Source organism: Salinibacterium sp. NG22 (assembly GCF_015864925.1).
Lineage (GTDB): Bacteria > Actinomycetota > Actinomycetes > Actinomycetales > Microbacteriaceae > Rhodoglobus.
The window spans coordinates 1119529-1133133 of record NZ_JADYWG010000001.1 but is presented as its reverse complement, the minus strand read 5'-3'; the positions used below and the strand labels follow the sequence as shown (position 1 = coordinate 1133133).

Annotated in this window: 13 protein-coding genes; 3 read left to right on the top strand and 10 right to left on the bottom strand. The window is 62.6% G+C overall.

From position 1 onward, the window contains the following. Positions 1-29: 29 nt before the first annotated feature. A complete protein-coding gene (locus I6E81_RS05555; RefSeq protein ID WP_197106370.1) occupies positions 30-1883 on the top strand; it encodes a heavy metal translocating P-type ATPase in 1854 nt (617 codons plus the stop codon). On the opposite strand, the gene I6E81_RS05550 is transcribed toward I6E81_RS05555, so the two are convergent. From I6E81_RS05550 to I6E81_RS05510, 9 genes are all read right to left on the bottom strand, one after another. Further along, complete coding sequence (locus tag I6E81_RS05550) at positions 1880-3388, bottom strand: FAD-dependent oxidoreductase (protein WP_197106369.1); 1509 nt, start codon at positions 3386-3388, stop codon at positions 1880-1882. The genes I6E81_RS05555 and I6E81_RS05550 overlap by 4 nt on opposite strands. Then, entirely contained in the window at positions 3385-4245 is an 861-nt protein-coding gene (locus I6E81_RS05545) for an FAD:protein FMN transferase (RefSeq protein WP_197106368.1), read from the bottom strand. Before I6E81_RS05545 ends, I6E81_RS05550 begins: the two co-directional genes overlap by 4 nt. Further along, the gene (locus tag I6E81_RS05540; protein ID WP_197106367.1) at positions 4229-4678 is read right to left on the bottom strand and encodes an FMN-binding protein; all 450 of its coding nucleotides are present in this window, start codon (positions 4676-4678) and stop codon (positions 4229-4231) included. The genes I6E81_RS05545 and I6E81_RS05540 overlap by 17 nt, the downstream gene beginning before the upstream one ends. Positions 4679-4770: 92 nt before the next feature. Next, positions 4771-5244 (bottom strand): monovalent cation/H(+) antiporter subunit G, encoded by a 474-nt coding sequence (gene mnhG, locus I6E81_RS05535; protein WP_197106366.1) that lies wholly within the window; start codon positions 5242-5244, stop codon positions 4771-4773. Next, a complete protein-coding gene (locus I6E81_RS05530; protein ID WP_197106365.1) occupies positions 5241-5507 on the bottom strand; it encodes a monovalent cation/H+ antiporter complex subunit F in 267 nt (88 codons plus the stop codon). Before I6E81_RS05530 ends, mnhG begins: the two co-directional genes overlap by 4 nt. Next, entirely contained in the window at positions 5504-6139 is a 636-nt protein-coding gene (locus I6E81_RS05525; RefSeq protein WP_197106364.1) for a Na+/H+ antiporter subunit E, read from the bottom strand. The genes I6E81_RS05530 and I6E81_RS05525 overlap by 4 nt, the downstream gene beginning before the upstream one ends. Then, positions 6136-7692 carry a Na+/H+ antiporter subunit D gene (locus tag I6E81_RS05520; protein WP_197106363.1) on the bottom strand — a complete coding sequence of 519 codons (1557 nt, stop codon included), beginning with the start codon at positions 7690-7692 and terminating at the stop codon, positions 6136-6138. The genes I6E81_RS05525 and I6E81_RS05520 overlap by 4 nt, the downstream gene beginning before the upstream one ends. Continuing rightward, complete coding sequence (locus I6E81_RS05515) at positions 7689-8213, bottom strand: Na(+)/H(+) antiporter subunit C (RefSeq protein WP_197106362.1); 525 nt, start codon at positions 8211-8213, stop codon at positions 7689-7691. Before I6E81_RS05515 ends, I6E81_RS05520 begins: the two co-directional genes overlap by 4 nt. Beyond that, positions 8210-11122, bottom strand: a complete 2913-nt coding sequence (locus tag I6E81_RS05510) for a Na+/H+ antiporter subunit A (RefSeq protein ID WP_197106361.1) — start codon at positions 11120-11122, stop codon at positions 8210-8212. The genes I6E81_RS05515 and I6E81_RS05510 overlap by 4 nt, the downstream gene beginning before the upstream one ends. 273 nt (positions 11123-11395) lie before the next feature. Between I6E81_RS05510 and I6E81_RS05505 the strand changes: the two genes are divergently transcribed. Next, a complete protein-coding gene (locus I6E81_RS05505; RefSeq protein WP_197106360.1) occupies positions 11396-12169 on the top strand; it encodes a glucosamine-6-phosphate deaminase in 774 nt (257 codons plus the stop codon). Between the two features lie 3 nt (positions 12170-12172). Beyond that, complete coding sequence (locus I6E81_RS05500; RefSeq protein WP_197106359.1) at positions 12173-12715, top strand: DUF1697 domain-containing protein; 543 nt, start codon at positions 12173-12175, stop codon at positions 12713-12715. Here the strand turns inward: I6E81_RS05500 and purU are convergent. After that, entirely contained in the window at positions 12712-13554 is an 843-nt protein-coding gene (gene purU, locus I6E81_RS05495) for a formyltetrahydrofolate deformylase (protein WP_197107174.1), read from the bottom strand. The two genes, I6E81_RS05500 and purU, sit on opposite strands and share 4 nt — an antisense overlap. Positions 13555-13605 lie beyond the last annotated feature (51 nt).

The window sequence follows — 13605 nt, the reverse complement described above, 5'->3', positions numbered from 1 at the left end:
GATGCCGCGAACGAGAGTACAACGAAGGTATGGCTACACTCCTTTCCGTAACGCTGCGCTCGGCCGTGCGTCGCTATCCGCTCGTTGCTCTCACGGTCGTGGTCGGCGTCGTGGGGCTCGCGCTGAACTGGACTCCGGCATCCGCCGTCGTTCCGTGGTTGTTGTCGCTCTATGCGCTGGCGGTTGCCGTGCGCGAGGGCGTGTCGATGGTGCGCAAGCTGCTGCAGCATCAGTTCGGGCTTGATGTGCTGGCGGTCACCGCGATCGTCGCGACGGTGGTCGTCGGCGAGTACTGGGCGAGCATCGTGATTGTGCTGATGCTCACCGGTGGTGAAGCACTCGAAGATTTTGCGGCTGGTCGCGCCAAGCGTGAGCTGAACGCGTTGCTCAGCCGTGTGCCTCAAACGGCCCATCGGCTGACGGCCGCCGGTGACCTGGTCGACGTGCCGGCCACTGAAGTGGCAGTCGGGGATCGTCTTGTGGTGCGTCCGTCTGAGATTGTGCCGGTGGATGCAGTGCTTGTCTCCGCAGCGACCGCCATCGACGAGTCATCCCTCACCGGCGAAAGCATGCCGGTTGAGAAAGTCACCGGAGACCTGTTGTTGAGCGGTTCAGTGAACGGGCCAGAGGCAGTCACGGTGCAGGCGAGCGCTCGCGCCGCCGACAGCCAATACCAAAGGATTGTCGAGCTCGTCACGGAAGCGGCCGAGAGCAAAGCACCGATCGTGCGCCTCGCCGATCGGTACGCGGTGCCGTTTACGCTCATCTCTATCGGCTTGGCTGCAATCGCGTGGTGGATTTCGGGTGACCCCGTGCGGTTCGCCGAAGTGCTCGTGGTGGCGACGCCATGTCCGCTGCTGATTGCGGCCCCGGTGGCGTTTATGGCCGGGATGTCGAGTGCCTCCACCTATGGCGTCGTCGTGAAGAACGCCGGCACTCTTGAGGTGCTCGCTCGGGCGAAAACTGTCGTGTTCGACAAAACAGGCACGCTCACGAGCGGCCGTCCCGTTGTGGTCGACGTTCGTCCGCAGGGCGCGCTAAGCCGCGACGAGCTGCTGGCCCTGGTGGCTGCCGCAGAACAGTATTCGTCTCACGTGCTAGCGGCATCCCTCGTTGATGCAGCGAAGCACGAGTCTCTCGACCTTCCTGAGGTGTCGGATGCCCGCGAAGTGGCGACCCACGGAGTGCAGGCTCGAATCGACGGCAGGCTCGTGACCGTCGGCAAGCCCGCGTTCGTCGCCGAACAGGCTTCCGCACTCACTCGCATCGATCTTGCGAGCGGTGAAGCTGCCGTCTACGTCGGCATCGATGATCAGTACGCCGGCGCGATCGTGCTGCGCGATGCTGTGCGGCCCGAAGCGGCCCGCACCCTGACAGGACTGCGCGAGCTGGGCATCCAGAAAACGTTGATGCTCACGGGGGATGTGGAGCAGACGGCGCGCAAGGTCGCCGACGAACTTCACATCAGCGAAGTTCATGCGGAATGCCTGCCTGAAGATAAGGTGCGTCTCGTGCACGCGACTAGCCCGCACCCGGTCGTGATGGTGGGGGACGGCGTAAACGATGCCCCCGTACTGGGAGCCGCTGATGTTGGCATCGCGATGGGCGCCAAGGGTTCGACGGCGGCGAGCGAGTCGGCTGACGTGGTGATTCTCGTCGACGATCTCTACCGCGTGGTCTCGGCGGTGCAGGTCAGTCAGCGCACGGTGCAGATTGCGTTGCAAAGCATTTGGATCGGTATCGCCATCAGCATCGGGCTCATGCTTTTTGCGATGACGGGAGCGCTGCCCGCTGTGGTCGGTGCGGCGCTGCAAGAAGTCGTTGACCTCGTCACAATCCTCAATGCGCTGCGGGCGCTGAGCCTCAAGCGTCGCTTGCGCTAATACCCCGAGAAGTAGTCGGTGTGGATGCGGCGGGCTCCGTTAGCGCGCAGCGTCGCCTTGAGGTCGTTGACCAGGGCGGGCGGGCCCGAGAGGTAGGCGCGGCGGTCAGCCAAATCGGGCACGAGCGCGGAGAGGGCGTCGCCGTTCATCCGTCCCTCGCTGCCGAGCACCCAGCCCTCAGGAAGCGACTCGACCGGCTGCGGCCCGAACACAATGACGCGCACGCCGGCTTCGACAAAGAGTCCGCTGAAGGGCAGTGTCTCAGTGCTTGAGGTGGCGTAGATCAGCACGATGTCGCGTTCGTCATCGTGCAGGTGAGAGTGCGCGATATGGCTGGCGAAAGGCGTGACACCGATGCCGCCGGCGACGAGCAAGAGCGGCTCGGTGGTCTTTCGCGGAAGTACGAAGTCGCCCCAGATGCCGGTGGCGTTCACGTCAGCGCCGCGGGGCAGTGCCAGAAGCGCGGCTTTGAAGCTGCTCGATTTCTCAGGCGCCGTAAACGTAATCGACAGGGTTGCCCCCGCCGAGGGTGCTGACGAGATCGTGAAGTATCGACGCGCTCCCCGCAGGTCGGGCGAGGGATGCGGCAACGTGAGCTCAATGTATTGACCCGCCCGGAACGAGAGGGTGCGATGCGGGGCAAAGGTGAGTTCCCACGTGCCGGGAGCTATCTCTTCTGTTTCGGTGAGTGTCATCCGGATGGTGCGGCGCTGGGTGAAGGCGAAAGCGACCAGGTTGCCGATGAGGAGTGCCAGCAGCGGGTCGCTGTAGAGGCTGCCGATGGAGAACGGGATGGCGACGAGCAGCGCGACGAGGGCGGCGACGCTGAGGCGTTGCCACCGTCGTGGCGGCAACGTGAGGGGTTCGCTGAGCATGAAGCCGACGAAGAAGATCAACTGCGACGACGTGAAGGTCACGGCAATCGCTTCGGCAATGTCACCGCCATTGGCGAGCGTGAGAGCGATGCGGATGCTGGCCGCGAGCACCACAAAGGTGATCCCCAGATCGAGGCGTTGCGTGCGATACAGGATAAGGAAGGCGGCGATCACGATCAGCGGCTGTAACCACGGTGTGCCAATCCACCAGGTGGGGAAGCCGATCGGAATCCAGTAGAAGACGTAGGCGCCGAGCGCGGCAGGGTTGAAAATATGGCGCCCGCGGAATGCGATCAGAAACTTGGATGCCGCCGCCGCTGTTGAGGCAAGCGCGATCGCCAGCAGCCCGTCGAGTTGCAGGCTCGGTGCCATGATGAAGAACACGAGCAGCCCGGTGATGAGCGACGATTCGAGGTGAGCACGCTGCCGCACGATGCGGGCGCCGAGCCAGCTGGTGGCGACGCTGAACACGACTGCGATGGGCAGGCTGGCAAGCAGAGCGAAAGGGTCGGGGGAGATGAGGCCGACGAAGGCGAGCACGATCGAGGCCACACCGATCACGGCGAGGGAGCCGAGCACGAGGGTGTACATCGGCACGGCACCGAGGGTGCGATCTAGCCAGCGCTTCATAAAAACAATTCTCCGGTGAATCCCGGCGAGTGCTCTACTCGACCGGTGGACAGCATCCGCACCCACTGAAAATCGAACTCTTCGGCAAGTGACGCAGGATCGGCAAAAAAGAGCGCGGTGGCGAGGCCGTCGGCTTCGAGTGCGGTTGGGGCGATCGCCCAGGTGGCGATGATGCGGTCGGTGGGGAGGCCCGTGCGGGCATCCAGAATGTGGTGCAGCCCAGCCCACGCGCGTCGGTTCGGGGCTGAGGCGCACATCGCCTGATTGCTCACGGGCACGACTCCGATGGCTTTGCTGGTGTCGAGTGGATGCTCCAGCGCGACCCGCAGTTCACCCGCGCCCCGGTGCAGCATGTCTCCGCTCGCATCCACCGTTGCCGTGGTGACTCCGTGCTCGGTGAGAACCGCGGCGACGAGATCGACGAGGTAGCCCTTGCCTGCGGCGCCGACATCGAGCATGGCGGGCGTGAGGGTGGTGAGGGTACTGCCGTTCCAGCTGATGGCTTCGTGCCAGTCGGGCACGCGCGTGCGGGTCGCGGTGGGCTGCAACGAGTAGGTGCGGTCATAGCCGAGCTCTTCCAGAGCGCGGCCCACGAGCGGACTCATGGCGCCGGCGGTGGCATCGTAGAGACGACGGTAGAGCTCGAACAGGGCAGGAGCATCCGCCGGGAAAAGGTAACTGCCGGGGGTTCGTGCAATGCGACTGACGAGGGAGTCGTCACGAAATCGCGAGTAAGTGCTATCGAATTGCTCGATGCGCTGCGCTATGGCCGCGAGAATGGCGGCACCCAGTGGCTGTGCCGTATCAATCTGCCAGGGCGCACCAATGGCATCGAACTGTTTACTGGGCGAGGGCATCCGCCTTGATGGCGTCGACGGCGTTGTTGAAACCGCCGCTCGTGAGGGAGGAGCCCGCTACTTTGTCGACGGAAAGTTCGTCGATGTTCTTGCCCACAACTTCGGCGGCGATTCCGTCAATGAACTCGCCTTGAAACTGCTTCGAGTTGGGGTTGTCTCCGTTGCCGACAACGGTGACGTCGGTGATGACGTTACTTTCGAGAGTGAGCGTCACGTCGACGTTTTCTTGGCCGTCGGGGGAGGTGTATTCGCCCGACTCTGTGTAGGTGCCGTCGGTGTACTCGGCACCGGTCGCGGTGGCATCGGGAACAGTCGTTTCAGCCGAACCGACATCCGCAGTGGTTGCCGTGCTTGAGCAGGCGGAGAGTGCACCCACGAGGGTGACACCGGCAAAGAGGGCAACGGCGGTCTTGTTGTCGGTGAGGCTGCGCATGGGGCTCCCAGAGGTAGGCGAGTGTTCAGTATGCCCGAGCAACCCTGACGGGAAGCTGGAACTTCGGCATCGCTCACGACGGTTGGTTGCCGTCAGCCGTCGAGTTGTGTTCCCTCGTCGCTACCGAGCGGATTGTGAGCGTTCGGCACGCTTGTAGGCGGCGCACTGCTCTCTCCATCGTCGTCGCTCGGCGTTGCGTCATCCGAATCGTCGAATTCTGGAGCGGCGTCGATGGCCTGCTCAAGTTCATCGACGAGGAGCGATTGGGGCGCGATGATTCCTCCCCGGTACCCGGCGCGAGCAATCATGTGCGCCGACACCGGAGCGGTGATCATTTGGAAGATGAGCAAGAAGATCAGCAGGAGAATCGTGGAGAGTTGACGTTCTTGCAGGGCGATGGCCAGGAGCACGAACGCTAAGCCCAGAATTTGGGGCTTGGTCGTCGCGTGCAGGCGTGCAATGGCATCCGGAAAACGGAGAAGGCCAACGCCGGCAGCGACGGAAAGGAAGCCGCCGAGCAAGAGAAATAGGCCGGTAAGGATGTCGAGGATTGAGTCGAGAATCATGAGTTGGTTCTCCTCGACACATAGCGCGCCACCACGACGGAACCGAGGAATGCGGTGCTCGCGAGCACGAGCATTGCGGGCAGGCTTCGCGTATGGCCGTTGTAGACCATCTCCGCTCCTAGCGCGCAAATGATTGTCGTGAGCAGCATGTCTGAGGCGATCATGCGGTCAAGGATGGAGGGGCCGCGGATGATGCGGTAGAGCGCCAGTAGGCCGGCCACGAGCAGCATCACACCGACGGCAATAAATACCCATTCGCTCATCGGGTGGCCTCCGCTTCGTGAATCCGAGCAAGATCATCTTTCGATCCGATGGCGCGGACGATGCGCGCTTCCACAACGAGAACTTTGGTGCGCATCGCCTCGACGTCGGCGGCCGTTGTCGTATCGAAGGAGTGGAAATACAGGATGGCGCGTTCCCGATCGGCTTCAACGACGATGGATCCCGGAACTAGAGACATCGCAATCGCGTCGAGCGTCATGACGAAGTCGGAACGGGTGCACAGCTGAACTGCAATGACCGAGGACGTGGGAATCGGCCGCGGGTTCAGAGCCTGGAACGCCACCGTAAACGACGCTACGGTGACGTCGGCGATGAAGTGGGCGATAAAGACGAGCGAGTACCAGAGATTCAGCCGCCCCGAAATATCGGCGGGGGGCAAATACAGCACTCGGGTCACGGCGATCGCCACGAGGAATCCGGTCAGGATGTTGAGCCACGAGAATTGGCCCCAGAGCACGCCCCAGAGCACCACGAGCCCGAGCAGCAGCGGCAACTGCTGCCAGACCCGGCCGCGAACTTCGGTGCGCGAGACCTTGCGTGCACTCGCTGATTCGGAGGCGGTCGGAGCCGTTGACGCCGTTACAGAGGCGGGCTGGTTGTCATGAGGACTCATTCAAGGCCTCCCGGAAACACAGTGTTGACGTAGTAGGCCGGGCCATTGATGTTCTCACCGGCGTTAGCGCTCAGGTCGAAGAGCGGGGTCGCGAAGACGGTGAGCGCGATGCTCACCGCCACCATCGCGACGGTGGCGCCGACCATGATTCGAGGTGTTGTGCGCACTGATTCGACGGTGGGGGAGCTTCCGGTTTCTGCCCGCATCGCCAACGGATTTTCGTAGTCGGCAACCTCTTCAGCATCGCGCCAGAAAATCATGCTCCACGCGCGAGCGAGAGCATAGAGAGTGAGCAGCGACACGGCCGCGCCGCAGCCGATCAGTACCCACGCGAGCACGGAACCGTTGTTGGCCCCGGCCTCGAACAGCGCCAACTTGCCGAGGAATCCGGAGAAGGGAGGGATACCGCCCAGGTTCAACAGGGGGATGAAGAACAGCACCGCAATCATGGGACTGGTCTTGAGCATCCCGCCCAGTTTGTTGATGCCGGTCGTGCCACCTTGACGTTCCACCAACCCGGTGGCCAAGAAGAGGGTGGTCTGAACGGTGATGTGGTGAACGATGTAGAACGTGGCCGCGGCGAGGCCGGCCGCTGTGTCGATGCCGATACCGAACAGCATGTAGCCGATGTGGCTGATGAGCGTAAAGGACAACAGTCGCTTGATGTCGGACTGCGCAACGGCGCCCAGAATTCCGATCACCATCGTGAGCGCCGCCACAACGAGCAGCACCGTATTGAGTTGGCCATCCGGGAAGATGATCATTTCGGTGCGGATGATCGCGTAGACGCCGACTTTGGTGAGCAGGCCGGCGAAGACAGCCGTTACCGGCGCGGGCGCCATCGGGTAGGAGTCGGGCAGCCAGAACGACAGCGGGAAGACTGCGGCCTTGATGCCGAACCCAATCAGCAACATGACATGGAGGATCAACTGGATGTCGTCGGGCAACTCCGCGAGTCGCACGGTGAGCTGCGCGATGTTGACAGTGCCGGTCGCACCGTAAATCATGGCGATGGCCGCGAGGAAGATGGCGGAGGAGACCAGGCTCACGACGATGTACACGGTGCCGGCACGGATGCGCGGCTTGGTGCCCCCCACGGTGATCAGCACGTAGCTCGCGACGAGAAGGATCTCGAAACTGACATACAGGTTGAAGAGGTCACCCGCGACGAAGGCGTTGAAGACTCCGGTCGCCAAGATGAGGTAGGTCGGGTAGTAGATCGAGACGGGAGTTTCGCGGTCGCCATCGGCGAGGCCTTGGCCCACCGAGAACACGAGAACGGCCAGAAGCACAGCGGCGGAGACGACGATCATGAGGGCCGAGAGTCGGTCGACCACGAGCACGATGCCGTAGGGGGCAGGCCACCCTCCGACTTCAACGGCAATTGCGCCATTGGTGTTGACGGCCACCAGCAAGGCGGCACCGATCAGGAGAACGGCGCTGAGCACGCTCACGGCAATGAGCGTTTGAACGCGGGGACGGTTGGCTTGGGTGAGAGCTGCTGCCGCGCCGAGCAATGGCAGGAGAACGACAAGAGTGGTTAGTGCGCTCATGCGTCTTCCTCCTTCTCGTCAATTTCTCGCTGTCTGCGTTCGGCCGCCAGGCTCTCTTGCTCCTCGCGTTCCTCTTGCTTTTTGAGGTCGAGGGCGGTGGAGATGGCCGCTGCGGCGCGAGTACCGAACTCGGTGTCATCACCGTCAACGGCACGATCGGTGGTCACCGAGGTTTTCCTGCTGCCCATCGCGAGGTCTTCTGAATCGTCGTAGACCACATCAGCGTTGGCTAGTCGCCACGACCGGTAGATAAGGGCGAGCAGAAATGCTGAGACGCCGAAGGTGATCACGATGGCGGTCAGGATGAACGCCTGCGGCAGCGGATCGGCGGTGGCATCTTCTTCGCCAAAGAACGCTGCAGCTCCGGAGGGTCCCGAGACGATGAGGATCAGCAGGTTGGTGGCATTGCCCACGAGCAGGAACCCCAACAAGACGCGCGTCATGCTGCGCTCGAGAAGCAGGTATACCCCTACCGAGTAGAGCACGACCATGATGACGACGAGGGTGAGAGAGGCGTTCATATGGTGCTTCCGCTCTCGAGAGATTCAGAGGATTCTTCGCGCTGACGGTCGATCTCAGCTCCGAGGCTGCGGAGAACATCCAGCACCATTCCAATAACGACGAGGTAGACCCCGATATCGAAGAGGGTGGAGGTAGAGAACTCCACATGGCCGAGCACGGGAATCGTCGTTTCGAAGAAGGTGGAGGTGAGAGCATCCGCCCCCAAGAGCAGTGGCACGGTTGCGGTTCCCGCCGCGAGTACGAGCCCGACCCCAAGGATGCGCCCGGCGTCAAAGGGTGCCGCTGCGCCGAGTTCGTAGCGTCCACCGGCGAGGTAGCGGCCTGCCAGCGCGAGTCCCGCCACGAGACCGGCGGCGAACCCGCCTCCCGGCAAATTGTGGCCAGCAAACAAGAGGTAGATCGACAGCACGATCAGGGGGTGGAAGAGCAGGCGAATAACAACTTCGAGGAGAATCGACCGGTTCTCGGGAGCCAACTTGCGGCCCGCGAGTAGCCACGCGTTGCGCGTCGACGGGTCTTGAACGCCGGGCAGATACTCGGAGGATACGACCTCACGCGACGGCTTGAGACGAGCGCGGATCGTTCCACGGGCGCGGGTTTCGGAGACGCGGGGCAGGTTGTCGGTGCGGCTGCGCAAGAACACCAGACTGGCGACGCCGGTGGCCGCAGCCACGATCACCGAGAGTTCTCCGAGGGTGTCCCAACCGCGGATGTCGACGAGCACCACGTTGACGACGTTGCGGCCGTGACCGATCTCGTACGCGAGTTCTGGCAGCGACGCGGAGATGGGATCTGCACTTCGGGCGCCGAGCGCGACGATGGCGACGATGCCCATGAGGAGGCCGACGGAGAGGCCAACGGCAGCACGCAAAACGCGTCGCGAACTGCCGTGCGCTTTGCCCAAGCGAGCAGGAAGTCGCCGGAGCACTAATACGAAGGCAATCAGAGTGACGGTCTCGACCAGCACCTGAGTGAGAGCGATATCGGGAGCACCGTGGAATGCGAACAACGCGGCCATGCCGTATCCCACGACTCCCACGAGCACAGCAGCTTGGAACCGCTTCTGGGCGCCGAGCAGGGCGAGGGCGGCAACGATCATGACCGTACCGATAGCGAGTTGCCCTGGGCTGTCAAAGAGTCGGATGGAGTCGGGCCACGTGCGATTCAGCGCCAGCGTGCTGCCTACCGAACCGACCATCACGAGCAGGATGACGGTGAGGTAGAACGGCAGCGAACCTCGTTGAGTGGTTGCTGTCACTCGCAGGGCAATGCGGTCGAGCGTGCGCAGGCCGGAGCGGTACAGCTTGTTCGAGTCGACTAGCGAGGGCACTCGGGACTGAAGCCTGAAGACCTGGGCGCGTGCCCAGAAGAGTGCGAGACCGCCGATGAGGGTGGCGGCAGAGATAAAGAAGGCCGCATCGAAGCCGTGCCAGAGTTTGAGGGAATACTCGTAGCCCTCCGAGGGGAACAGCTGCGAATAGCCTTCGAGCACGGTTCCGATGGTGCCGAAGAGCGGTGCGAGCACGAGTCCAGTGAGCGCAAGAATGGCCGGCGACGACAGGAACCAGACATTCTCATGCAGCGGACGCACTGTCTCGACGCCCTCTTTGCGGGCGAAGGCGCCCCAGAGGAAACGTGCGCTGTAGGCCACAGTGAGGGTGGACCCTACGGCGACTCCGATGACTGCGATCCAGCCGAGTGCCGATCCCGTGCTCGCGCTTTCGAGGAAGCTGGCGAGAACTGCTTCTTTGGCGACGAACCCGGCGGTGAAGGGGATACCGGCCATCGATGCTGCGGCGATGATCGCGACCGTGGCGAGGAAGGGCGCTTCGCGGCCGAGCCCGCTCAACTTGGTGAGGTCGCGCGTTCCGACGCGGTGGTCAATGAGCCCGACGACCATGAACAGCGCCGCCTTGAAGAGAGCGTGGGCAAGCAGCAGCGCGACTCCAGCGAGAGCCGCGGTGCGAGTGCCAAAACTCACGATCGTCAGCAAGAACCCGAGCTGACTGACGGTGCCATAGGCAAGCAAAAGTTTGAGGTCGACCTGGGTGAGCGCGCGCCATCCGCCCACCAGCATCGTGAAGACGCCCAACCCGAGGAGCAGCGGCTGCCAGCCGGGGGTTTCAGCGAACCCGGGTGCCAGGCGAGCGATGAGGTAGATGCCGGCCTGCACCATCGCGGCAGCATGCAGATAGGCGCTGACCGGGGTCGGGGCGGCCATCGCCGAGGGCAGCCAAAACTGGAACGGAACGATTGCTGACTTGCTGAGCGCGCCCACGAGAATCAGCATGATCGCGATGGTGACAGTGGTGCCCTCGGGGGCGAGGTCGATGAGCCGCGCCAAGCTGGCAGTGCCTGTCCGCTCGGCGAGCATCACAAGACCGACCAGCATCACGAGCCCACCGGCGGTCGTGACGATGAGGGCCTGCATCGCAGCAATGCGGCTCGCGAGTCGACCGGTGTTGTGGCCGATAAGGAGGAAGGAGAACACCGTCGTGGCTTCCCACAGGATGAAGAGCAAGTAGACGTTGTCGGCGATCACGAGGCCGTACATCGTGCCCGTGAACGCGAGGAAGACCGCGGCGAACCGGCCGAGACCTTCTTCGGTGGCAGCGAAGTACTTGATGCAATAGAGCATCACGAGTGTGCCGACGCCGGTAACGACGAGGGCAAGCAGCCACGAGAGGGTGTCTACCCGAAAACTCAGATCGAGGTTCAGCTGGGAGATCCACGGAATGGTTTCCGTCGGTGGCGTATCCGCGAGAACGGCGGGAGTCTGCAGCAGGGTATAGATAAATGCCGCTGCGGGAATGATGGCCGTAACGAAGAAAACACGAACGCCAATTCGGCGGGTGAGCGCAGGGATCACGAGGGAAACGAGCGCGAACGCACCGAGCAGCGCTATCACAGGGCTCTCCGCTGTGAGTTGGGGCTGGAACCTTGCGGATTCAGTGCAGTTCTCCCTTAGGGTGCTCGATCTGGTAGTCGAGTGCTGCAGCGCAACCAGGGCGAGTGGTGTTGCGGCAGAGTGGCGAGATGGTCGGTGTCTTCGTCACGAACATTCTACCGGACGAATATCTGGACGGGTGGTGAAGGTGTCGATGGGGGTGCTGCAGGGATTCGCAGAGACCACTTCGGCAATCCTCCCTCGATCACACTGGGTAGCTCTAAGGTCGATGACATGGCAGAAATAGTGATTGTCGACTCGAAGGAGGCGGCGGGCGAAGTCGCTGCCGACCTCATCGAGGCACTCGTGCGTCAGGCTCCGGATGCCGTCCTAGGCCTAGCAACCGGGTCGACCCCATTAACAACGTGGGCTGCGCTCGCGGCTCGAGCCCTCGACCTCTCTGCTGTGCGGGGTTTCGCCCTCGATGAATATGTCGGATTGCCTGCGGGGCATCCCGAAAGCTACCGCTCGGTCATCACGCGCGAAGTTGTTGAACCGCTCGGGTTGACGCCCGAGCTCGTGCAGGTGCCGGCCGAGAGCGGGCCCATCGAAACGGCGGGTGATGACTATGAGCGCGCGATTGTGGCGGCCGGTGGTGTTGACCTGCAGATTCTGGGAATCGGTTCGACGGGGCACATTGGGTTCAACGAGCCTGGATCGTCGTTCGCCTCCCTCACGCGAGTGAAGACGCTGACCCAACAGACCCGACTCGACAACGCGCGCTTTTTCGATTCGCCCGATGATGTGCCCAAGCACTGCATCACGCAGGGGCTCGGCACTATTCAACGCGCGGGCCACCTTGTCTTGTTGGCGTTTGGTGAGGCGAAGGCGGCGGCGCTCGCGGGAGCGGTCGAGGGGCCGGTGACGGCGAGCCTTCCGGGATCGGCAATTCAGTTGCATTCAACCGTCACGGTAATTGTGGATGAGGCTGCGGCATCCGAGCTGAAGTATGCCGACTACTACCGGTATTCGTGGGATAACCGACTCGACTGGGAACGGTTGCGCTAAGTCATGACGAACTATGTGGCGCTGCTTCGCGGCATCAATGTGGGCGGCTCAAACGTGATCAGCATGGCGGCGTTGAAAGAGTGCTTCGCCGATGCTGGCTTCGGTGACGTGCGCACCTACATCCAGAGCGGCAACGTCGTGTTCGCCTCTGATGCAAACGGCAGTGCCGAGCTCGAAGTCACAATTGAGCGGATGCTGCGCGAGCGGTTGGGCGCAGACATCCTCACCGTCGTGCGTTCCCGCGACGAGTTCGCGGCGACGGTAGCGACCTCTCCGAGCGACCACGGTTCTGCGGAGCTGCTGAGTGACGTGCTCTTTCTCAAGCGGCCTCTGACGGCCGCCGAAGCACTGACGCAACTGCCCGAACTCCATCCGCGGGTCGACTCTGTTTCAGCCGGCCCAGACGCGCTCTACTTCTCGCGCACCGTTGTCGATTCAGCGAAATCGCGCGTCGACCGACTGCGCGCAAACCGGCTCTCTAAGCGGATGACGGTGCGCAACTGGCGCACGACCCTGAAACTGCGCGACCTGCTCGAGGTCGATTAGCGGAAGATAATCGTGCGTGCCCCATCGAGCAGCACGCGGTCTTCGGCGAACCACTTCACGGCCTGCGTGAGGGTGCGGCTCTCTTCGTCTTGACCGATCGACCTGAGTTCGCTTGAGGTGCTCGCGTGATCCACGCGCACGACGTTTTGCTCAATGATCGGGCCCTCGTCGAGGTCGCTCGTCACGAAGTGCGCGGTGGCACCAATGAGCTTCACGCCGCGAGCGTGGGCCTGCTTGTAGGGGTTCGCGCCCTTGAAGCCGGGCAGGAAGGAGTGGTGGATGTTGATGATCTTGCCACTCAACTGCGCGCACAGTTCAGGCGACAGAATCTGCATGTAACGGGCGAGCACCACGAGCTCAATGTCGTGCTCTTCGACAACTTCGATGATGCGCTCTTCGAACGCCAACTTCTGGCCGGGTGTGGTGACCGCGTGCGACTCGAACGGCACCTCATAGAACGCGGCGAGCGAGCCCAGGTCGGGGTGGTTGCTCATGATCAGCGGCATATCGATGGGCAACTGGCCAGCGCGCTGGCGGTAGAGAAGGTCGTTGACGCAGTGTCCAGCCTTGGATGCCAACACGAGAGTACGCAGCGGGCGCCCCACAACGTCGAGTTGCCATTCCATCGTGTACCGCTCGGTCACGGGGGCGAGGGCTTGCTCGAATACTTCGCGCGGAGCATCCGACTCCACTTGAAGGCGCATGAAAAAACGGCCGGTGTCGCCGCTGGAGAACTGCTGCGACTCGGTGATGTTGCCGCCGGCCTCAACGATGGCGCCACTGATGGCGTGAACGATGCCGGGCTTGTCATCACAAGTGAGAGTTACGATCCAGTGCATTGAGGTAGTCACTGATTTAGCGTACCGGTGCTCACGGTAGAGTTAGTCAAA

Excerpts from the sequence above, each read along its gene's own strand:
- I6E81_RS05515 (WP_197106362.1), bottom strand. The coding sequence starts at position 8,213 with ATGAACGCCTCTCTCACCCTCGTCGTCATCATGGTCGTGCTCTACTCG.
- purU (WP_197107174.1), bottom strand. The coding sequence starts at position 13,554 with ATGCACTGGATCGTAACTCTCACTTGTGATGACAAGCCCGGCATCGTT.
- mnhG (WP_197106366.1), bottom strand. The coding sequence starts at position 5,244 with ATGATTCTCGACTCAATCCTCGACATCCTTACCGGCCTATTTCTCTTG.
- I6E81_RS05525 (WP_197106364.1), bottom strand. The coding sequence starts at position 6,139 with ATGAGTCCTCATGACAACCAGCCCGCCTCTGTAACGGCGTCAACGGCT.
- I6E81_RS05545 (WP_197106368.1), bottom strand. The coding sequence starts at position 4,245 with ATGCCCTCGCCCAGTAAACAGTTCGATGCCATTGGTGCGCCCTGGCAG.
- I6E81_RS05505 (WP_197106360.1), top strand. The coding sequence starts at position 11,396 with ATGGCAGAAATAGTGATTGTCGACTCGAAGGAGGCGGCGGGCGAAGTC.
- I6E81_RS05530 (WP_197106365.1), bottom strand. The coding sequence starts at position 5,507 with ATGAGCGAATGGGTATTTATTGCCGTCGGTGTGATGCTGCTCGTGGCC.
- I6E81_RS05550 (WP_197106369.1), bottom strand. The coding sequence starts at position 3,388 with ATGAAGCGCTGGCTAGATCGCACCCTCGGTGCCGTGCCGATGTACACC.
- I6E81_RS05520 (WP_197106363.1), bottom strand. The coding sequence starts at position 7,692 with ATGAGCGCACTAACCACTCTTGTCGTTCTCCTGCCATTGCTCGGCGCG.
- I6E81_RS05500 (WP_197106359.1), top strand. The coding sequence starts at position 12,173 with ATGACGAACTATGTGGCGCTGCTTCGCGGCATCAATGTGGGCGGCTCA.
- I6E81_RS05540 (WP_197106367.1), bottom strand. The coding sequence starts at position 4,678 with ATGCGCAGCCTCACCGACAACAAGACCGCCGTTGCCCTCTTTGCCGGT.
- I6E81_RS05555 (WP_197106370.1), top strand. The coding sequence starts at position 30 with ATGGCTACACTCCTTTCCGTAACGCTGCGCTCGGCCGTGCGTCGCTAT.